The 19,748-nt window shown below is 69.8% G+C and carries 15 protein-coding genes; 8 read left to right on the top strand and 7 right to left on the bottom strand.

Annotated features, from left to right (window positions below):
• The first annotated feature begins 1 nt into the window (after position 1).
• The 3 genes from ypfJ to H516_RS0104535 all read left to right on the top strand — a co-directional run bounded on the left by ypfJ (position 2) and on the right by H516_RS0104535 (position 2,654).
• Entirely contained in the window at positions 2-883 is an 882-nt protein-coding gene (gene ypfJ, locus H516_RS0104550; protein WP_022888534.1) for a KPN_02809 family neutral zinc metallopeptidase, read from the top strand.
• Positions 884-1,211: 328 nt separating this feature from the next.
• Positions 1,212-1,448, top strand: a complete 237-nt coding sequence (locus tag H516_RS18295) for a hypothetical protein (RefSeq protein WP_022888532.1) — start codon at positions 1,212-1,214, stop codon at positions 1,446-1,448.
• A gap of 165 nt (positions 1,449-1,613) precedes the next feature.
• Positions 1,614-2,654, top strand: a complete 1,041-nt coding sequence (locus tag H516_RS0104535; RefSeq protein WP_022888531.1) for a zinc-dependent alcohol dehydrogenase family protein — start codon at positions 1,614-1,616, stop codon at positions 2,652-2,654.
• A 123-nt stretch (positions 2,655-2,777) separates the two neighbouring features.
• On the opposite strand, the gene H516_RS0104530 is transcribed toward H516_RS0104535, so the two are convergent.
• Positions 2,778-4,220, bottom strand: coding sequence for an MFS transporter (locus H516_RS0104530; protein WP_022888530.1), 1,443 nt, complete (start codon positions 4,218-4,220; stop codon positions 2,778-2,780).
• Positions 4,221-4,348: 128 nt separating this feature from the next.
• Between H516_RS0104530 and H516_RS0104525 the strand changes: the two genes are divergently transcribed.
• Both H516_RS0104525 and H516_RS0104520 read left to right on the top strand, forming a co-directional pair.
• Positions 4,349-5,362 carry a PHP domain-containing protein gene (locus H516_RS0104525; protein ID WP_022888529.1) on the top strand — a complete coding sequence of 338 codons (1,014 nt, stop codon included), beginning with the start codon at positions 4,349-4,351 and terminating at the stop codon, positions 5,360-5,362.
• A gap of 62 nt (positions 5,363-5,424) precedes the next feature.
• Positions 5,425-6,057 carry a VOC family protein gene (locus tag H516_RS0104520; RefSeq protein WP_026378424.1) on the top strand — a complete coding sequence of 211 codons (633 nt, stop codon included), beginning with the start codon at positions 5,425-5,427 and terminating at the stop codon, positions 6,055-6,057.
• Between the two features lie 22 nt (positions 6,058-6,079).
• On the opposite strand, the gene H516_RS0104515 is transcribed toward H516_RS0104520, so the two are convergent.
• Positions 6,080-6,400 carry a DUF3467 domain-containing protein gene (locus H516_RS0104515; protein ID WP_022888527.1) on the bottom strand — a complete coding sequence of 107 codons (321 nt, stop codon included), beginning with the start codon at positions 6,398-6,400 and terminating at the stop codon, positions 6,080-6,082.
• Positions 6,401-6,506: 106 nt separating this feature from the next.
• Between H516_RS0104515 and H516_RS0104510 the strand changes: the two genes are divergently transcribed.
• Positions 6,507-7,292 carry a phosphotransferase gene (locus tag H516_RS0104510; RefSeq protein WP_022888526.1) on the top strand — a complete coding sequence of 262 codons (786 nt, stop codon included), beginning with the start codon at positions 6,507-6,509 and terminating at the stop codon, positions 7,290-7,292.
• 122 nt (positions 7,293-7,414) lie between these two features.
• Positions 7,415-8,887: a cardiolipin synthase gene (gene cls / locus H516_RS0104505; protein WP_022888525.1), complete on the top strand. Its 1,473-nt coding sequence runs from the start codon at positions 7,415-7,417 to the stop codon at positions 8,885-8,887.
• 56 nt (positions 8,888-8,943) lie between these two features.
• Here the strand turns inward: cls and H516_RS0104500 are convergent, their stop codons facing one another.
• Genes H516_RS0104500 through H516_RS18290 form a run of 3 tightly spaced genes read right to left on the bottom strand, consistent with a single transcriptional unit; the run spans position 8,944 to position 10,819 of the window.
• Positions 8,944-9,690 (bottom strand): hypothetical protein, encoded by a 747-nt coding sequence (locus H516_RS0104500; protein ID WP_157432143.1) that lies wholly within the window; start codon positions 9,688-9,690, stop codon positions 8,944-8,946.
• Positions 9,687-10,469 carry a hypothetical protein gene (locus H516_RS0104495; RefSeq protein ID WP_022888523.1) on the bottom strand — a complete coding sequence of 261 codons (783 nt, stop codon included), beginning with the start codon at positions 10,467-10,469 and terminating at the stop codon, positions 9,687-9,689. Before H516_RS0104495 ends, H516_RS0104500 begins: the two co-directional genes overlap by 4 nt.
• Positions 10,466-10,819 carry a PadR family transcriptional regulator gene (locus H516_RS18290; protein ID WP_022888522.1) on the bottom strand — a complete coding sequence of 118 codons (354 nt, stop codon included), beginning with the start codon at positions 10,817-10,819 and terminating at the stop codon, positions 10,466-10,468. The genes H516_RS0104495 and H516_RS18290 overlap by 4 nt, the downstream gene beginning before the upstream one ends.
• Positions 10,820-10,991: 172 nt before the next feature.
• On the opposite strand from H516_RS18290, the gene H516_RS0104485 reads away from it, so the two are divergent.
• Entirely contained in the window at positions 10,992-12,152 is a 1,161-nt protein-coding gene (locus tag H516_RS0104485) for a DUF4232 domain-containing protein (RefSeq protein ID WP_022888521.1), read from the top strand.
• Between the two features lie 459 nt (positions 12,153-12,611).
• Here the strand turns inward: H516_RS0104485 and H516_RS18285 are convergent, their stop codons facing one another.
• Together H516_RS18285 and H516_RS0104475 are read right to left on the bottom strand one after the other, a co-directional pair.
• The gene (locus H516_RS18285) at positions 12,612-16,010 is read right to left on the bottom strand and encodes a tetratricopeptide repeat protein (protein WP_084620341.1); all 3,399 of its coding nucleotides are present in this window, start codon (positions 16,008-16,010) and stop codon (positions 12,612-12,614) included.
• 167 nt (positions 16,011-16,177) lie between these two features.
• Positions 16,178-19,573, bottom strand: coding sequence for a DUF5703 domain-containing protein (locus H516_RS0104475; protein WP_084620338.1), 3,396 nt, complete (start codon positions 19,571-19,573; stop codon positions 16,178-16,180).
• Between the last annotated feature and the right edge of the window lie 175 nt (positions 19,574-19,748).

The following is a 19,748-nucleotide window of genomic DNA, read 5'->3' as shown; positions in this document are numbered from 1 at the left end:
CATGACGTTCAATCCCGAGGCGGACATCAGCGGCGGCAAGGCCTCCAAGCGCGGAAGGAACACGGGCATCGCCGTCGGCGGCGGCCTCGGTGTCGTCGCGCTGTTCGTGCTCTCGCAGTTCCTGGGGGTCGACCTCACGGGCCTCCTCGGCGGCGGCGGCGGCGGTGCTCCGGCGGCGAGCGACTCCTCCCTCGAGCACTGCCAGACCGGCGCCGACGCGAACGAGGACGTCGAGTGCCGCATGCAGGGCGCTTCGGCGTCGCTCGAGGAGTACTGGGAGCGGGAGTCGGTGGACCTCGGCTTCGACTACGCCGGCCCGCAGGCGTTCATCCTCTTCGACCAGGCGACGACGACGGGGTGCGGCAACGCCTCCTCGGCCACGGGGCCGTTCTACTGCCCGCCCGACCAGACCGTCTACATCGACGTGACGTTCTACGACGAACTGCGTCAGCGCTTCGGCTCGAACGGCGGACCGCTGGCCGAGATGTACGTGATCGCCCACGAGTGGGGCCACCACGTGCAGAACGTGCTCGGCATCCTCGAGCGGGCACAGGACGGCCAGACCGGGCCCGCGTCGAGCGCCGTGCGGGTCGAGCTGCAGGCCGACTGCTTCGCGGGGGCGTGGGCGGCGGACGCCTCGGAGGTTCCCGACGACAGCGGGGTCCCGTTCCTCCAGCCGATCAGCCAGACGCAGTACCGCGACGCGTTGAGCGCCGCCGCCGCCGTGGGCGACGACCGGATCCAGCAGGCCGCCCAGGGACAGGTGAACCCGCACACCTTCACGCACGGCACGAGCGAGCAGCGGGTGCGCTGGTTCGAGACGGGCTTCGAACAGGGCGCAGGAGCGTGCGACACCTTCGCCGTGTCGGGTTCGCAGCTCTGAACCGATTTCGGCGAACGGCGTCATGATCGGCACGTCGATCGGTCTCTTCGGATGAGGGACGCCGACGGGGTGCGTCCGACGGGAGCTCCGAGGCCATGCGACGACGACGTGCAGTTCAGATTCCGCACCGCGAGTTCTTTCGCGCGGTGACGATCGAGGAGACCGTGGCGCTCGCGTGTTCGTGCCCTCGTGGTGAGGACCACTGGTACGCCGAACCCCGGCGCCCCGGGAAGCAGGCGACGGCCGTGCCGGTGTCGATCGCGCCGCTGTCGACCGCGCCGGCACCGCGTGATTGATTAGTGTACTAACAATCAGTACACTGAAGACCGTGAGCAGCACGATGAACCCGTACAAGGGTCGCCCCGGCTTCTGGAATCGTCTGAGCGCGGCCATCTACCCGATCACCGGGCCCGCCGACGTCGGCATCGGCGTCGGGGTGACCGAGGCGCCGTACGTTCCGCCCGCGAACCCGAGATGCCCGATCTGCGCGGCACCGATGGCCGATCACGCCATCGCCCGCGGCGACGCCTCGACGCCCACCTACTTCACCTGCCCGCGCCCCTGACCCTCGGCGACCGGGTCTCCGCCCGGCGCGTGCGTCGCGTGCACCGCGTTCGCCGCGGTGCAGGTAGGCTCACGGATGTCGCGCACGCGGCGCGGTGAGGGGGCCGCCCGGCCACGCGGCATCCCGGCCCGACCCGACGGGCCCGCCTGAACCGAGAGGACCCCTGTGCGCGCCGTGCTCTTCACCGAATTCGGCGCCCGGCCCGAACTCGCCGAAGTCCCCGAGCCCGTCTGCCCGCCGCGCGGTGCGGTCATCCGCGTGCGCGCCACGGGCGTGTGCCGCAGCGACTGGCACGCCTGGATGGGGCACGACGAGGGAGTGACCCTGCCGCACGTGCCCGGCCACGAGTTCGCGGGCGAGATCACGGCGCTCGGCTCCGAGGTCTCGGTCGAGAGCGGCTGGCAGGTCGGCGACCGCGTCACCGCACCTTTCATCTGCGCGTGCGGCCGCTGCGCCGAGTGCCGTTCGGGCAACGAGCAGGTCTGCGACCACCAGTCGCAGCCGGGCTTCACCCACTGGGGCTCGTTCGCCGAATTCGTCGCGATCGACGAGGCCGAGCTCAACCTGATCCGGCTGCCCGACTCGCTCGGCTTCGTCGAGGCCGCCTCGCTCGGCTGTCGCTTCGCGACCGCCTACCGCGCGATCGTCTCGCGCAGCCGACTCGCGCCGGGCGAGCGCATCGCCGTGCACGGCTGCGGCGGCGTCGGCCTCTCGGCGATCATGATCGCCGTCGCCGCCGGCGTCGAGGTCTACGGCGTGGATGTCTCGGACGCCGCGCTCGCCGCGGCCGCCAAGCTCGGTGCGGTGCCGGTGCAGGGCGGTGACGGCGCCGCCGAGCGCATCATCGACGCCTCGGGCGGCGGGGTGGATGTCTCGGTCGACGCGTTCGGCTCGAGCCAGACCTCGTTCGCCTCGGTGCGCAGCCTGAAGAAACGCGGCCGCCATGTGCAGATCGGTCTCATGGTCGGCGACTCGGCGCTCTCGGCGATGCCGATGGACGCGGTCATCGCCGGTGAGCTCGAGATCCTCGGTAGCCACGGCATGTCGGCGCACGAGTACCCGTCGATGCTCGGGGCCGTCGCCTCGGGCGACTTCCGGCCGATCGAGCTCGTCGGTCGGCGCATCGCACTCGACGAGGTGCCCGATGCCCTCGTCGCGATGGGCGCCGCTTCGACCGGATCGGGGATGACGGTCGTCGAGCTGTAGTCGCCGCCCGGTCGACCCCAGCACGAGTGAGTGAGGTTCGCGCCGCTGAGGCGAGTTCGAGTCTCGCTCAGGGGCGCGAACCTCACTCGGGCGTGCGAACGCCGAGGCGACCGCACGTGCCGATCAGGCGTCGACCGTTGCTCGCGCCGCGGTGTCGGTGCCGGATGATGCGGCCGTTGCGCGGGCCCCGCGCAGCAGGACCGCGGCGGCGAGGAGCCCGGCGAGGGCGAGGATGCCGGCCCCGAGGAACGCCGCCGAGAACCCGCTCGTCAGCGCCGTGGCATCCGACCCGCCTGCGGTGACCGCGGCACTGATCGCGGTGAGCACCGCGAGCCCGACCGCCGAGCCGATCTGGTAGCTCGTGTTGACGAGGCCCGAGGCGACACCCGTCTCCTCGGGGCGGGCGGCGCCGATCGCCGTGCCGAGCGAGGGCACGAAGGCGAGCGCCATGCCGAGGGCGGCGACGAGCGACGCGGGCAGCACATCGGCGACGTAGCTGCCATCGGGGCGAACCAACGCGAGCCAGCCCAGCCCGACCGCGAGCAGGGCGAAGCCCGTCACGATGAGCGGCTTCGCGCCGAAGCGCGCCTGGAGCCGCGGGGCGAGTGCGACCATGCCGATCACGATGAGGGCCGTCATCGGCAGGAGCGCGGCGCCCGAGGCGAACGCGCCGGCGCCGAGCACCTGCTGCAGGTAGAGGTTCAGGAAGAACCACATCGGCACCCACGCGGCGCCGAGCAGGAGTTGCGCGAGGTTCGCCGCGCCGAGTTGCGGAGCTCGGAAGATGCCGAGTCGCAGCAGCGGCTGGCGGCTCTTGGCCTGGATCACGAAGAATGCGATGAGGAGGGCGGCACCGGCGACGAGCGCCGTGATCGTCTCGATCGAACCCCAACCGACCTCGGGTGCGCGCACCACGCCGTAGACGACGGCCGCGAGGCCGGCGGTCGCGGTGATCGCACCGGCGAGGTCGACCGCACCCCGTCCGCCGCGGACGGCGGGCAGCGCGAGCGGGGTGAGTGCGACGACGAGCACGGCGATCGGCACGGTCACGTAGAACACCCACGGCCAGCTCGCGTACTCGGTGAGCACGCCGCCGAGGAACACGCCCGCGGTTCCGCCGATCGGCGCAGCGGCGCCGTAGACGGCGAAGGCGCGGGGGAGCTCGGGGGTGCCGCCGAAGAGCACCATCAGCAGGGTGAGCGCGGCGGGGGCGATGAGCGCGGCGCCGGCGCCCTGCACGGCGCGGCCGGCGATCTCGAGGCCGACGTTCGACGCGGCGCCGGCGAGCACCGAGCCGAGCGCGAGGGTGACCCAGCCGGCGATGAACACGCGTCGGGCGCCGAACACGTCGGAGAGCCGGCCGCCGAGCAGCAGCAGTCCGCCGAAGGCGACGACGTACGCGTTGAACACCCACGAGAGCGACTCGGGCGTGAAGCCGAGTTCGGCCTGGATGTCGGGCAGGGCGACGCCGATGATCGACGTGTCCATGATGACGACGAACTGGGCCGCGGCGATGAGCGCGAGGCCGAGCCACCGGCGTGGTGCCGGTGCGGTGGAGGTGGACATGGTCTGATTCCTTCTCTCGATCTGAATACCCCTAGGGGGTATAGATATACCGAGGTTTGGATGCCGCTGTCAACTCCCGTGACGATCGGACACTCGCGGCGCGCCGAACGTCGCGCCACAATGGGGGGATGGATCCGGTCGCGGCACTCGAGGAGATCGCGTTCCTCCTCGAACGCGACCGCGCCTCGGCGTTCAAGTCGAAGGCGTTCCGCAAGGCCGCCGACGCCATCCGGCAGCTCGCGCCCGACGAGGTCGCCGCGCGCGTCGTCGACGGGCGACTCAGGCGGATGCCGGGCATCGGCGACTCGAGCTTCACGGTGATCGCCGAGGCCGCCGCGGGCACGGTGCCCGAACGACTCGCGTCGCTTCGCGCGAACGCCGGGCTCTCCCCGACCGGCGAGGTCGCCGGACTCCGCGCCGAACTCCGTGGCGACCTGCACAGCCACACCGACTGGTCCGACGGCACGACGAGCCTCGAGGTGATGGCGCGCGCCGCCGAGGCGCTGCGCCTCGAGTACCTCGCGGTCACCGACCACTCGCCGAGCCTGCGGGTCGCGAACGGGCTCAGCGCCGAGCGGCTCACCGAGCAGCAGTCGCTCATCGACGAAGTGCAGGCGCGGGTGCCCGGCATCCGGTTGCTGCGCGGCATCGAGGTCGACATCCTGGTGGGCGGCGAACTCGACCAGACGCCCGAGATGCTCGGCCGGCTCGACGTCGTCGTCGGCAGCGTGCACTCGAAACTCCGCATGGAAGGCGCCGAGATGACGGCACGGATGCTTCGCGCCATCGCCGACCCGCAGCTGAACGTGCTGGGTCACTGCACCGGAAGGCTCGTCGAGGGTGCGCGCGGCACCAGGCCGCAGTCGACCTTCGACGCCGAAGCGGTGTTCGCCGCGTGCGCCGCGCACGACGTCGCCGTCGAGATCAACTCGCGCCCCGAACGGCAGGATCCGCCCGACGAGCTCATCGCGCTCGCGCTCGACGCCGGTTGCCTGTTCTCGATCGACAGCGACGCCCACGCGCCCGGCCACCTCTCGTTCCTCGAGCTCGGCGCGGCCCGCGCCGAGGCGAACGGCGTGCCGGCCGATCGCATCATCACGACCTGGCCGGTCGAGCGGCTGCTGGAGTGGACGCAGGGCTGAGCCCGGCGATCGGTCAGGAATCGAGAAGCAGCCCGGCGGGCCGCGGAAATAGCGTGATCGACATGAACACGAGAACCGCATCCACCGCCATCGACTCCATCGTCATCGAGGCTGCCGACCCGGCCGCCGCCGAGCGCTTCTACGCCGATGCCTTCGGGCTCGGTCGCCGCCTCCGCGTCCGCGCGGCCGACTCGCCGTCCACCGGCTTCCGCGGCTTCATGGCCTCGCTCCTCGTCTCTCAGCCGGCCGCCGTGCGCCGGATCGTCGACGCGGCCGTCGCCGCCGGCGGCACCCTCGTGAAGCCCGCGGCGAAGTCGATGTGGGGCTTCGGGGGCGTCGTGCAGGCGCCCGACGGCAGCGTCTGGAAGATCGCGACCGCCGCGAAGAAGGACACCGGCCCCGACACCGGCGAGATCGACCGGATCGTGTTGCTGATCGGCGCCGACGACATCCTCGCGAGCAAGCGCTTCTACGTCGAGCAGGGCTTCAGTGTCGGCAAGAGCTTCGGCCGCAGCTACGTCGAGTTCGCGAACCCGGAGGGGGCGATCCAGCTCGGCCTCTACCGCCGCGGCCCGCTCGCGAAGGACGCCGGGGTCCCCGCGGAGGGGTCGGGCTCGCACCGCCTCGTCCTCGTCGGCGGCCGTGCAGCGGCGATCGACCCCGACGGATTCGAGTGGGAGCCAGCCGAGCACTGAGCCCGGGTCGACTTCGCGCCGGTCAGCCGTCGAACAGCGGCCGCTCGGGAGGCTTGCGCCCGGTCTCCTGCTCCCACGCCTCGAGTTGCTGGGTGAGCGCCTTCGCCAGTTCGAACACCTGCTCGGGCGGGATGCGGATCCGGCTCACGATCTGACCGGGCACGGCAACCGCCCGCGTCCCGTCGGCGTCCTCGACGGTGGCGGGCGGTTGCGTCAGTGCGACGTAGTCCATGACGAAGACGTTCGGTGTGTGCCAGACCCGCGCGAAGTCGGCGAAGACGCCCTGCGCCCGATCCGACGGCAGATCGATCTGGAATCGGCGCGGGAGGTGCTCGTCGGTCATAGTGCTCCTTCGCGTTCGCTCGGCGACGTGACTCGTCGTCGCATTCTCGCCGACCGTCGACGCTCCGACAAGGGAGACGGTCGCGCGGCTCTGGCAAAGTGGTGGGGTGGATGCCGCGGACGAGCCCCAGGAGACCGAGCTCTCCGGGGGCAACATGGAGCCCGTCGTGCGGATCGGCGACACCGTGCGCCGTGTCGCCGGGCCCTGGACGCCGGCGGTGCACACGCTCCTCGCCGCCCTCCGCTCGGCGGGCATGCGCGAGGTGCCCGAAGTGCGGGGGTTCGACGCCGCCGGGCGCGAGGTGCTCGGGTTCCTGCCCGGCACGATGCTCGTCGATGCTCCGCCCGAGGTGCTGTGGTCGAGTTCCGTGCTCGATCAGGCCGGTCGGTTGCTGCGGCGCGTGCACGAGGCATCCGTCGCCCTCGCGACCGAACCGGGGCGCATCTGGCGCGCGCCGGTGCGCGAGCCCGTCGAGGTCGTGTGCCACAACGACGTCGCGCCGTACAACCTCGTCGTTGACGGCGGGCGAGTGACCGGGCTCATCGACTTCGACTTCGCGGCTCCGGGGCCGCGCCTGCGCGACCTCGGGTATCTCGCGTACCGGCTCGCGCCGATCGCCGAAGACGCCGAGGGCTACGACGCCCGACGTACCTCCGAGGGGGAGGATCCGATCACGAGGGTTCGGCGCCTGATCGTCGCGTACGACCTGCCGTACGGCGTCGGCGAGGTGCTGGCGGCCGCAGCCGACCATCTCGACGACCTCGCCGCGTTCACCGAGGCGAGGGCCGTCGAAACGGGCCGCGACGACTTCGCCGGGCACGCGGCGATGTACCGGCGAGACGTCGAGCGGCTGCGGGCCATGCTCGACTCACGGGTCCGGCCCGTGAGTTGAGCCGGTCCCCTCCGGCATCGCGTGTCGCCGCTATCGTTGTTCCGACCCTCCGGCGCATCGGCCGACGGGCGGCGCCGTTCGAGGAGGACCATGCACATCGACATCGCCCGGAGTGCGCACCGATGAACATCGACCCCGCGGTCGTCACCACCGTCGCGCTCGTGGTGGCCGACTGGACCATCCGCATCGTCGCGCTCATCGTCATCCCGCGCGATCGCAAGCCGACCGCCGCGATGGCGTGGCTGCTCGCCGTCTTCCTCATCCCGTTCATCGGGGTCGCGCTTTACCTCCTCATCGGCAACGTGCGTCTGCCGAAGCAGCGCGTCGAACGCCAGCGCGAGATCGACGCCGAGATCGCCGCGCGCACCGCTGATCTCCCGCCCGTCGAAGGGCAGGCCGAGTGGCCCGCCGCGTTCCGTTCGATCACCGAGCAGAGCCGGGTGCTCGCCGCGCTGCCCGCCGTCGGGGGCAACGACGCCGAACTCATCGGCGACTACCAGGCCTCGATCGATCGCATGGCCGCCGAGATCGATACCGCCACGAGCTTCGTGAACATCGAGTTCTACATCGTCGCCTTCGATGAGACGACCCGCGGGTTCTTCGCCGCGATGGAGCGCGCGGTGGCGCGCGGCGTGACGGTGCGTCTCCTCGCCGACCACGTCGCCTCGCGGCGCGTCACGGTGAGCGACGCGACCGCCGCCGAACTCGACCGCATCGGGCTCGAGTGGCACTACATGCTGCCGGTCCGCCCGTTGAAGGGCGAATTCCAGCGGCCCGACCTGCGCAACCACCGCAAGCTCGTCGTCGTCGACGGGCGGGTCGCGTTCACCGGCTCGCAGAACCTCATCTCGCGCGACTACGACTCGCCGAAGAACCAGAAGCGCGGACTCATGTGGCAGGAGCTCGTGACGCGCGTCACCGGCCCGGTCGTGGCATCCGTGAACGCCGTCTTCTGCTCGGACTGGTACATGGAGACGGGCGAGTCGCTGCTCGAGACCGCCCATGTACCGGCCGCCGAGGCCCGGGCCGAGGGCGGGGCCGGTGCTCTCGTCTGCCAGATCGTGCCGAGCGGTCCGTCGTTCGCGCAGGAGAACAACCTGCGGCTCTTCCTCTCGCTCGTGAATTCGGCGCAGGAGCGGGTGATCATCACGAGCCCCTACTTCGTGCCCGACGAGGCGATGATGTACGCGATCACCTCCGCCCGCTACCGCGGCCTCGACGTGCAACTGTTCGTCTCGGAGATCGGCGACCAGGGCTCGGTGTGGCACGCGCAGCGCTCGTACTACACGCCGCTGCTCGAGGCGGGCGTGCGCATCTTCCAGTACCCGGGCCCGTACATCCTGCACTCGAAGCACCTCTCGGTCGACGACGACGTCGCGGTGATCGGCTCGAGCAACATGGACATCCGCTCGTTCAACCTCAACTTCGAGATCTCGATGCTCGTGCACGGCGCCTCGTTCGTGCGCGACATGCGCGAGGTCGAGGAGGGGTACCGCTCGATCAGCCGCGAGCTCACGCTCGAGGAGTGGCGGCAGGAGCCGGCGACCGCAACGTTCCTCGACGGAGTGGCACGGCTGACGTCGGCGCTGCAGTAGGGCGGATGTCCCGCGGTGCACTCGACCGTCGGCGCGGGTGTTCCGGGTGTGCGCGATCAGTGCATGTTGTCGTTGCCGGTGGCGTGGGTGGCGTAGCCCGAGCAGCCAGCCTCCTCCCATCGGTAGGCGGCCCCGGCGCCGGTGTCGCCGTACATCGCGAGCTCCCACGCCGGCGTGCCGTCGTCGTCGAGGCCGAAACCCGCCTCGGCCATGCACGACTCGATCACCCCCCAGAAGGCGGTGAGCTCCTCCTCCTCGGTCAGCGCGTTCGGGTCGGGCTCGGGTAGCGGTGCCGACAGCGGGGTGCCGGCTGCCCGTGCGACGGCGACCGCGTGATCGCCGACCCCGAGGCATCCGCGTCGCTGCCAATCCGACGCCGGAACAGCCCAACCGTCGCGCGCCTCGCCGTAGTAGGCGTTGAGCCAGATGACCGACTGCTCGAAGCTGAGGCCTCGTGGCTGTCTGTCCTGATTCAGCCAGGGCGCGGCGGGCAGGTACTCGACGCCCTGCCAGCCCATGCACTCGGCGATGACCTGCTCGCGGCCCATGTACTCCGAGCGGTCTTCGTCGGACTCGAGCGGCGAGTCGAACGCCTCGACGATCACGCCGTCGTCGGTCGCCGTGCCCGCTGCGCTCGCGGCGGCGAGGTCGCCGCCGCCGGTCACGGCCGTCCGGGATGCCGCGTCGTTCGGCAGCTCGAACGGCGTGAACCCGTACGCGCCCGCGACGGTGAGCCCGACGGCGACGGCGCACACGACGAGGCCGCCGAGGGCGATGGGCGCGGTCAATCGTCTGAGGTTCATCGCGACGCTCCAGTCGGCTCGGCGGATGCCGTCGGCACGGTCTTGGGGTCGGCCCACCAAGCCCCGATCGAGAGGAAGAAGAGCGCCGCCGCACCCGTCGCAACCCGGTTCAGCAGCACCATCTGCGCCGTCGAGGACGAGTAGAACGCCGTGAGCGTCACGCTCGTCTCCACGAGCGCGTACATGCCGAAGCGGATCAGCAGATAGGCCGCGACCGCGAGCACGAGCCCCGCGAAGCCACGACGTCGCAGGGCCACGAGCAGCCACGAGCCGAGGAGGGCGAGCACGAGACCCACGACCGTGAGCTCGGCCACGTCGGCCGCGCCGCGCCAGTCGCCGAGGAGCACGCTGCGGGCGACCCGCCAGACGACGAACACGCCCCAGGCCACGAGGGCGAGCGCGGCGAGGTGCGCGAGCGCCGGCATCGCGAGCGGGAAGGTGCCCGGCGGTGCACCGAGCGCGACTCGCCGGAGGCGCGCACCGCGCCAGGCGAGGTCGGCGGGGATGCCGCGGATCGCTCGGCCGAGGATCGATGCGGATGCGGATGCGGATGCGTTTGCGTGCGCTCGCTCTTCGAAGAGGTCTGAGGCGAGTTCGGCCCGACGCTCGGCGGCGACCTCGTCGGGCAGGTCGGCGGTGTACCAGCGGCACCAGCCGACAACGACGGCGTCGATGCGCCCGGCAGCGGGGTGCCGCGTGCGAGCGGATGCCTCGAGTGCGAGTGCTCCGTCGGGCACTCCCTGGCGCGCGGCCTCGGGCTCGAGCGTGGTGTCGCTCATGCGAACGCCGATCGCGGGCTGGGTACGGGCGCGGTGCGCAGTTCGGTCTCGGCGCGGCACGCCGCCGCGCCGGCGCCGGTCACCCGGTAGAGCCGTCGTCGTGGGCGGCCTTCGGCCGCGGCGATCTCGGGATCCTCCCACTCGGATTCGACCAGACCGCGCTCGGCGAGACGGCCGAGCGCCTTGTAGAGCGTGCCGTGCGCCGTGAGCGCCGAGGCTCCCGAGCGGTCGGCGATGCGTTTGGCGAGGGCGAAACCGTAGAAGTCGCCGTCTTCGACCTGGAGTTCGATACCCGCGCCGAGGATGTCGACCTCGAGGTCGACCAGTCGGCCTTCTCGTCTGCGTGGCATGGGGCCAGTATAGGAAGATATCGCCGGGCTGTATAGGAAGATATCGGTCGGGCTGTATGGGAAGATATCGGTCGATCGGGGAGAAGATCTCGATTCTTCTATAGGAAGATATCTGCCCATATGCTAGCGTCCCCCTCGAGCCGCCTGATCGGGCGGCGCAGAAGGGAACGACATGTACACCAAGAGGGTGATGTTCCAAACACTCGTCGGGGTGGCGCTGACGGTGGCGCTCACCGGCGGTTCGGCGCTCGTCGCCGGCGCGCTCGACGCCGGCGGTGCGAAGGCCGCAGCCGCGGCATCCGCGCCCTCGGCGGCAGATGACGTCGTGACTGCCGATGCCCGCGCGACCAGCGCCGCCCTGCGGGCGGCGAACGCGAATCGTGGCCAGGCAGCCGCTCGAGTGGACCAGAACGACCGCGCCGCGATGACCGGGCCCGTTCGCTGCGAAGACGCGCAGCTGAGCATGGATTACGTCGAGCGTCCCGACCGCTCGACGTCAGGGGTGGACGCCTTCGATCTCGTGTTCACGAACATCGCGTCGCAGCCGTGCTCGCTCGACGGATGGCCGGGTCTCGTCGCGGAGGACGCCGACGGTGCGACTCTGACATGGGCGCTCGCCTCGGGAACGACGAGCAAGCCGGCCGTGCTGCCCCCGAACGGCGGCCGTGCCGTCGCCGAGGGGACGGCCGACGTGCCCGCCGCGACGGGGTGCGCCGAGGCGACCTCCGACCATCTGCGCGCCTACATCTCGTCGGACGGCGCGGGCGGCGGCATCGTCGACGATGTGCAGCTTCCGGTCTGCACCGACGGCACCTGGACGCTGTGGCTCGGGCCACTGACGGCGCTTCACGGCAAGCCCGGCGAGGTGACCCCGCCCGCGGAGCTGGAGCCCGAGCCGCAGCCCGAGCCGGAGCCGCATCCCGCCAAGTGCCAGGACGAGCAGCTGGCGCTCGAGTTCGTCTCGCGGCCCGACCTCTCGGCCGATGGTGCGTCGGCATTCGAGTTCGTCTTCACGAACATGAGCGACACGCCCTGCGCGATGTGGGGATGGCCCGGACTGGTCGTGGAGTCGGCCGACGGAGCCCGGATCGGCTCGTCGTGGGCGGTCGGAACGGACGGCGAGCCGTTCGTCATCGCGAACGGAGACGCCGCCGTCGTGGTCGGCACCGCCCTCACCCCCACGTCATCGAGCTGCGAGGCGACCACTGCCGACCACGTGCGGGCGAATGTCACGTCAGACGGTGCCGGTCCCGGCGTCGTCGCCACTGCCCCGTTGGAGGTCTGCGCCGACGGCTCGAGCGTGCTCGAGATCGGGCCGCTCACGCCGGCCTGATCTGCCGCGCATCGCAGGAACGGCGTCGCGAGTCAGCTCGCGGCGCCGTTCCTGCGTGACTCGCCGGGCCGTGGCGCACGAGCGGCGGAAGAAAGAAAGTCCCCGGTTACCCGGGGGTTTACTGGTGGCTCCGACCGGCATCGATCCGGTGACCTTTCGATTTTCAGTGAGCCTGGGCCATTTTCGCTCAATTCTTAAGGACATGATATCGCGCTGATCAGGGATTCTTCGAAACGGTCACAGTTGGTTTCAGTTCGTTTTCGCGCATTTAATGGCACATTAATGGCACAGATTCGACCCAAACCAGGGTCGACGATCAGGTCCACGGTGCGTGTCGGTTTAACGACCGGAGGCGCCACGTCTTCGACCGGCGGGATGAGCTCGCCAGCTATCCGATGTACCGCGCGCGCAGCCGCTCGGCCAATCCTGAGGCCTGGCCGAGCAGCCGCGCGCGCGGAGTCACGATTCTTCGGCGATTCCCTCGTCGCGTCGCTGCCCCTCGTGGCCGAGCACTTCGGCGAGCCGCGCGTGCGCGGCCCGCAACTCGCTGACTCGTTCCGCCTGGGCGTCCGCCGGATCCTCATGGAAGAGCAGCATGGTCGGCAACGACGTTGCGAAGTAGTCGATCGACGCAGGAGTGGCGGCAAGCTGGTCGATGAATGCCCCGAGTGCAGCATGCTGCGTCGCCGCCTCAGTCCTGCGTCCGACCTTGAGGAGCGCACGGATCGTGTACTCCGTCTGCGTGCTGAATGAGCTCGGACTCATGTCCAGAAAATCGCCGTCCGAGGACGCCGCACGGTCCCAAGCATCTTCGGCGATCGCGCGGTCTCCGGCGGCGTCGGCGGCGCAGCCGACGAGCCAGTGGATCCTGGCGCAGTTCGCGAGCGGGTGCCTCGCCTCGCCGAGAGTCGTCGGCGGTTCGAGAGCGCTGCGAAGGAAGCCCAGCGCGCCGTCGGCGTCGCCTGCGTCGAGGCGCTGCTCCGCCAGGGCGAGGTTGGCGGCGTCCCAGGCCGCGAGCACCTGCCCCTCACCGCCCTCCCACGGCTGGAAACGACGCGCGAGAAGTCGCTCCCGAGCGAGGCCGGAGTCGCCGGACTCGATGAGGAGAGTCGCATTTGCGATGCCGAGATCGTCTCGTTCGAGGACGAGCCCGAGGTTCGCCTCGTGCGCGGAGAGCCGCTCGGCTGCGTTCCGACCCAGACGCTCGACCAGTTGGTCGTACTCGCTGAAGAGCTTCGCGTCGTCGGGCGCCGCGGTACGGGCGGCCTCGAAGTGTTCCAACGCGAGTTCGGTATCGGCGAGCACGTTGTAGGCCGCGATGCCGAGGTTCCGGTGCGCGACCACGCGGATCCACGCGTCGTCGTCGTCGTCGCCGTCGGCTGCGGACCGCTTCCGCTGCACGCAGCGGTTCCACAGGTCGATCGCGTCGTGGTGCCGACCGCGGTCGTAGGTCCAGTTTCCGAGCATGAGCGCCGCACGGGCATCCGTCGGATCCGCATCGAGCGCGACCAGCAGCGCGTCGACGTCCTCCAACCTGGATGCCGCGGTGTTGTGCTCGGGGCTCGTACGGGCCTGCGACCGCGCATCGGCAGCCTCCTCAGTGCGACCGATCCGGTCGAGGATCGCCGCGCGGTGGTAGAGGATGAGCGCGCCGGTCTGGACTTGGCCGTCTGCCGTCGCGGGAGCGGCCTCGGATGCGAGCCGGAGCATCCGCAGTGCATCGAGGTGCGAACCCGCCGCGGCGTACTCGAGTGCGACATCGAGCAGGATTCCGGAATCATGCGACAGCGGACGACCGGCGACATCACGCGCCCACTGGTCGAGCGGATCGCGTTCGAGAACACGCTCGGCGCTCGCCACCGAATCGTCAAGACGCCCGATTCGACCGAGGAGGTGCGCGCGCAGCACCTCTGCCTGTCCGTGCACGCCTCCGGCGAGGACGGCGTCGAGCGTCTTGAGCGCCACGGAGAGCTCACCGTGACGCGCCTGGATACGGGCGAGCGCGTACCCGGCGGGTGCGTGCCAGGCTGCCGTCCACATCGCTTTGGTGAGTGCGGCGACGGCGCGAGTGTCCTGCCCCTGCCGGACGAGATTCACCCCGAGGCGGTAATGCGCTTCGCCGTCGGCGGGGTTCGGCACCCACGTCGTCAGGCGGTCGACCGCCAGCAGCAGGTGGTCCTCGGCAGATTGAAGGAGCCCAGCACGCCCGAGGGTGCCGGCCAGCGCGACATGCGAGCCCACATGCCCGGGGTCGCGACGCACGGCTTCCCGCCAGTACGGTTCCGGCTTGCGGGTCGCGTGCCGGTACTGCTCGAGGTACTGGCCGATCAGGAAGAGCTCCTCTACCGAGCCCACCTCGGCTGGAGCCGGCGGCTCGACCGCGGGCCGAATCGGACGATGCGCGGCATCCGCCCGGTGGGCGAAGCCGATGAGCTCGTCACCGTCGTCGCCGGTGACGACGAGCAGGATCTCGCTCGTCTCGAAGGCGCCATCGAGGGCCTCCTCGGCGAGGTATGGGCGGTCGGGGCTGATCGCCGTGCTGCGGCGGGACAACACAGAGCCGGAGCTGCGGTCGCGCAGCTCGACGACGACCCGATCCCGATCCCGGGTCGAGCCGACGCCGAGGCGCACCACGGTGCCGTTTTCCCGTCGCTGCACGTCGAGGCGGATGGCGAGGTCGAGGTTCGCCTGATGGGCCGGTCCGATCTCGCGGATCGGGTACCAGTGCTGGCTGAACGTCTTGGTCTCCCCAGGCGCCAGCCATGAGAAGTCGGGCTGGTTGTCGGTGAACGCACCGGCCATGAGTTCCACGTACGGTCCGTCGGCATCCGTGAGATTGTCGTCCCACGCCCAGCCGAAGGGTGCGTTCCCCCAGGTCCAGAGCTTCTTGCCCGGCGCGAATCCGTGATCCGCGACGGACACGAAGCCGGCGCCACGGCCATGGTCGTAACCGCCGAAGAAGTCGTCCTCGGTGTCGAGGATCATGTACGAGGTCGGAACAGGGATGTTCCGGTACCAATCGAGCCGGTCGCCGTCGGGCCGATCGGCAGAGACCTGCGCCGGGTAGTCGACGCCGTAGTAGCGGTCGGCCACGGCGGGATAGGTCGTGACGGCCCGCTTCGCGTGGTCGGCGACCTCATGCACGTCGGTGGGGAAGAACACCTGGTAGTCGTCGTTCACGGCCGCGGCCACGTTCGCCCACCAGAGGAACGTCTGCGGGTCCTCGGTGCGGTTCGTGACGCGGACCCTCGCCTCGATGACCGTCGAGTCCGCGCGAAGGCGGATGCCGTGCGCGCCCTTCATGCGGGCGAACGGGTCGTGGTCCGAGCACCAGACCGTGACGGCGCCGTCGGCCTCGTGCTCGATCTCCCAGTCCATCGGCAGGAAGGTGGCCGGGCGGTGGTGCTGCGGCCAGTTGAACTCGACGCCGCCCGAGATCCAGGGGCCCGCGAGTCCGACGAGCGCCGGCTTGATGACGTTGTTGCGGTAGAAGAAGTCGTAATCGGCACCCTTGTCGTAGCCGATGTGGATCCGCCCGCCGAGCTCGGGCAGGATCACCAATCGGATCCACGCGTTCTCGAGGTGGATCGCCTCCCACAGGTGCGGCGCCTTCTGCGCCGAGATCTTCTCGTGGAACGGGAGAGGGTGCACCCGCCCTGAGGAGCCCTGGTAGACGCGTCGATCGAGGAAGGCGGGGTAGTCGGACGGCTTCTGTGGCAGGTAGGTGTCGATCAGGATCGACTCGGACCACGCCGCGACCGGTGCATCCACTAGCTCGGCTGGCACCGGGGGGAGCACGATGCGCGAGGGGTCGTTCGGGCTCGAGGGGATCGGGGTGGAGGGTGTTTCTTTGACCATAAGGCGAACCTAGGTTTCCGATCGGCACTAGGAGAATGAGCATTCCGCCGGCAACTTGGATGAAACGAGGATCTCAGGCCGAGCATGCGAAACGGCTCCGGTTGAGTGACCGGAGCCGTTCGCACTGCATGACTGTTCGACGTGACGGTGGCGCCGTCAGCCGCCGATCAGCCGCACGAGCGTGCCGCGTACGGCACGGTGATCGTGTTGGTGACGGCTTCGCCGTCCACCTCGGCCGAGGTCACGATCTGCACCTGGCCGCCCGGGAGTTCGGCCGCGCGCACCGTGAACGCGTGGGTCGCGTTCTTTCTGGGAGCGACGGAGGCGAAGGACTTGTCGCCGTGCTCCGTCGTCATCTCGACGGCCGCGGGGACCTCAGCGGTGTTGCGAGCGAGCACGCTGAGCGCCACCTTGCCGGCGATGCACTTGCTCGTCGCCGTCACGTCGGCCGTGGGCGCGACCGCCGGGGCGCTCGCCGCCATGTCGTACCGGGTGACCCACTTGCCGTTCGATGAGGTCCAAACGACGAGGTCGTCCTTGCCGTCGGCGTCGATGTCTGCCGAGACCGGGCTGCCGCTCCCGGGTGGGCTGATCGTCGAGGAGGCCGCGGCGAAGCCGCCGGTGCCGTTCCCGAGGCGGACCGCCCAGCCGCTCCCCGTCGAGTACGCGAGGTCGGCGTCGCCGTCTCCGTCGTAATCGCCCGCGGTGATCTTCGACGAGGCTCCCGGATGCGCGATCGACTGATGGGTCTGATTGCCGAAGGTGCCGTCGCCGACCCCGTACCGGATGTAGAAGTGCCCATCCGTCTGCCAGACACCGAGGTCCGTCTTACCGTCGGCGTTGAAGTCGCCGGTCACGAGGCTCGATCCGGCCTGAGCCGCCCATGAGTACGGCGTCTCACCGCTGAACGTGGTGCCCGTTCCATAGCGAATCTTCCAGTTCCCAGCCCCGGAGCCCGACCACGCGCCGACGTCGAGCTTCCCGTCGCCGTTGAAGTCGCCACCGAACCGCGTGCCCGGTGCGGCCCAGACCGTCGGTTCCGTGTGGGTGAACGCAGTACCGGTGCCGTCGCCGACGCGAGGGAAGATGTACCCGTCCGCGCCCTGCCAGGCGACGATGTCGCCCTTGCCGTCGCCGTTCACGTCTCCGGCGAGTGCGGTCGAGCTCGGCTGTGCCGTCCACGTGTAGCTCGTCGTCACAGCGACCTCGATCGGGCGCACCGTGATGGTTCCCACGCCGGGGGAGACGCCGTAGTCGACGACGCCTGCGACACGGGACCCCTCCACGATGCGGCCGTTGGTGGTGTGCAGCTTGAACCTGACGTCCCAGTTGCCCGGCCACGCGTTGAACAGGATTGCGTCGTCGCCGGCGCCGGGGTGCAGCAGCATGGCCTGGAGCGCGATCTTGCCGATCGAGCGCGGCTCGTTCCCGGGCTCGCCGTCACCGGCGCCCGGACCGAAGCCGGTGTAGCGCCAGGCGCCGTTCCGGAAGGCCTCCACCGTCTGGTATCGAGCTTCGTCCGTGAGCCCGAGGTAGGCGGCGTGCGTGGCATCGTGACGCCAGTCCTGAGTGCCGTTCGTCGGGTACTTGCCCCGACGATCGTTGTACGAGGCCACTGCGAGGTCGAGGTCGGGCTGTCCGTTGCCGAACATCCGGAGAGGGAAAATCGGCCACAGGTTCTGGTTGTTGGTGTCGCTGCCGAGGAACACGCTCGCGGCCGTCTTCATCCGGTCGTTCGGACCGTAGTTCGTGTCGTTGTCGGTCGTTGACGAGCCGATCGGCAGGTTGGGCAGGCGTCCCTTCACGGCAGTCCAGTAGTCCCGGTCGACCTGCGTCGTCAGCGACGTGGGCAGGGCGAGCAGGCCGTCGATCGTGTTGTGCAGACCGGCGGTGTCGGCCATCGGGTTGTGCAGCATCCGATCGCCTTCACCCGAGTACATCGGGTACATGTCGATCTTCCCGTTCGAGAGGTTCCAGTGAGTGTCGTAGAACTTGACGACTTCGCTGGCGACGGGCAGCAGCTTCGACGTCGCGAAGTCCGTGTCGCCCGTGTAGGTGTAGTAGTCGAGCATCATCGAGGCGAGTTCGACGTTGTTCGCGTAGAGGTAGCGCGTCCACGTCCCCGAGAACCAGTTGGCCGGCTTGCCCGCGCGGTTCCATCCGTACTCGCCGCCGACGGCGTGACCCCAGAGACCCATGACCTCTGGCCACATGGCGCCCTCCGACGGCGGCAGTTCGATGCCGCCGTCCTCGGTGGCGCCGTCGCCCCAGAAGACCTCCACGCGCTTCTTCGCGAGGTCGAGCGAGGAGGCGTACTGGTCGAAGTAGGGCTGCATGAGGTCGAAGTCACCCGACGGGAGCATGCTCCAGTAGGCGAAACGCTGATTGAAGCCGTGGTAGCTGTTCCACAGGCGGGCGTCGGCATCGGTCGACGTCCCTGGCGTGAAGAGCGAGCCGTTGAAGCGGATGGGCATGTTCGGCGTGCGTCCGGCGATCGCCTCGGTGTAGCGGGTGTGCAGCCAGCCCTTGGTGACGCGATCGGCATCGGCATCGCCCGTAGCGAAGATGTACGACCGGTTCCAGAAGTCCGCCCAGTACTCCTGGTGCGCAGCGCGCAACGTAGCGATCGGCGTGTCCGCAAGCGCGGCCGCGGCCGCCTCGATGCCGTTCTCCCAGGTGTCGAGCCAGTTGGCCTCCAGGTCGATGCTCGACTCCACGTTGATGTCGAGGCGCTGCGACGTCGCCGCCGACGAGACCAGACGGGTCGGGGAGATGGTCGTGAACCCCGGGCCCTGCACGAGGCCGCCGAACGTGCGCCCGGTAAGCGGATCGTCGAACTCGGCGGGGTCGAGGCCCTGGAGTTCCATGATCTGGTCGAAGTGCGACGTGTCGTTTCGGTGCGCCCAGAGCAGCTTGTCCGTGCGCTCGTAGACGGTGTCCGCGGTCACCTTCGGCGGGATCGGCGCTGCCGTGTACGGCGACTCGGTGTCGACCAGGTCCATGAAGTTGAAATTGTTGCGCGACGGATTCGTCACGGTGGCCGGTCTTGCGCTGGCGAAGTCGACCTGCATCGTGAACGCGGCCGGAGCGTCGCTCTCGACGTGCAGCGCCTTCTCGTTCGCATCGGCCCACACACGAGTGGTGATCACCGGGTCGCTGCCGGAGGTGATCACGATCTCGCCCTCCTCGAGCTTCAGCTCCTGGCGGAAGGCCCCAGTGGCGAAGGGGTTCGGGCTGAACGTGATGTCGAGCCGGCCGAGCTTGGCGAGCCGGACGTTCTCGTCCCAGGCGTCGCCCGCCGAGAGCAGCAGCTTCAGCGTGCTGCCCTCGACCCAGACGTTGGCCGCCTGGATTCCGTTGCCGATCGGCATCGAGCCGGTGACCCCGGTGCTCTTCGTGGTCCAGATCTCGTTGTATGCGGGAAGCCGCTGGTCGAGGATCGGGTCGATCGCGGCGTTCGCCGCCACGGGGCCGGTGATCGCGGCCGAGGTGACGGCGATCAGAGCGGCCGTCGCGGCCGCGAGCACCGCCCTGCCTGGCCGTCGTCGATGGGTGCGTCTCATGTGTCCTCCGTTGTCGGAACCGGCGGCCGATGACGAGGATCGCGACGCGAGCGCGCGCCCCGACCTTCGTTGGCCAGAGTTATGGAAGGTTGTTCTTTAATACCCTCGGCGACCCTATGTCGGGAGATGAGGATGGGTCAAGAGGAAGGGAAAGATCCGATGAAATCGAGGGCGA

The sequence above is a fragment of the Agromyces italicus DSM 16388 genome (genome assembly GCF_000421545.1).
Lineage (GTDB): Bacteria > Actinomycetota > Actinomycetes > Actinomycetales > Microbacteriaceae > Agromyces > Agromyces italicus.
The sequence above is the reverse complement of the archived record's forward strand: the minus strand, read 5'-3'. Positions and strand labels throughout refer to the sequence as shown.

Bases quoted from the DNA above. Each gene is read 5' to 3' on its own strand.
- ypfJ (WP_022888534.1), top strand. From the start codon at position 2: ATGACGTTCAATCCCGAGGCGGACATCAGCGGCGGCAAGGCCTCCAAG.
- H516_RS0104530 (WP_022888530.1), bottom strand. From the start codon at position 4,220: ATGTCCACCTCCACCGCACCGGCACCACGCCGGTGGCTCGGCCTCGCG.
- H516_RS0104525 (WP_022888529.1), top strand. From the start codon at position 4,349: ATGGATCCGGTCGCGGCACTCGAGGAGATCGCGTTCCTCCTCGAACGC.
- H516_RS0104520 (WP_026378424.1), top strand. From the start codon at position 5,425: ATGAACACGAGAACCGCATCCACCGCCATCGACTCCATCGTCATCGAG.
- H516_RS0104515 (WP_022888527.1), bottom strand. From the start codon at position 6,400: ATGACCGACGAGCACCTCCCGCGCCGATTCCAGATCGATCTGCCGTCG.
- cls (WP_022888525.1), top strand. From the start codon at position 7,415: ATGAACATCGACCCCGCGGTCGTCACCACCGTCGCGCTCGTGGTGGCC.
- H516_RS0104500 (WP_157432143.1), bottom strand. From the start codon at position 9,690: ATGAACCTCAGACGATTGACCGCGCCCATCGCCCTCGGCGGCCTCGTC.
- H516_RS0104495 (WP_022888523.1), bottom strand. From the start codon at position 10,469: ATGAGCGACACCACGCTCGAGCCCGAGGCCGCGCGCCAGGGAGTGCCC.
- H516_RS18290 (WP_022888522.1), bottom strand. From the start codon at position 10,819: ATGCCACGCAGACGAGAAGGCCGACTGGTCGACCTCGAGGTCGACATC.
- H516_RS0104485 (WP_022888521.1), top strand. From the start codon at position 10,992: ATGTACACCAAGAGGGTGATGTTCCAAACACTCGTCGGGGTGGCGCTG.
- H516_RS18285 (WP_084620341.1), bottom strand. From the start codon at position 16,010: ATGGTCAAAGAAACACCCTCCACCCCGATCCCCTCGAGCCCGAACGAC.
- H516_RS0104475 (WP_084620338.1), bottom strand. From the start codon at position 19,573: ATGAGACGCACCCATCGACGACGGCCAGGCAGGGCGGTGCTCGCGGCC.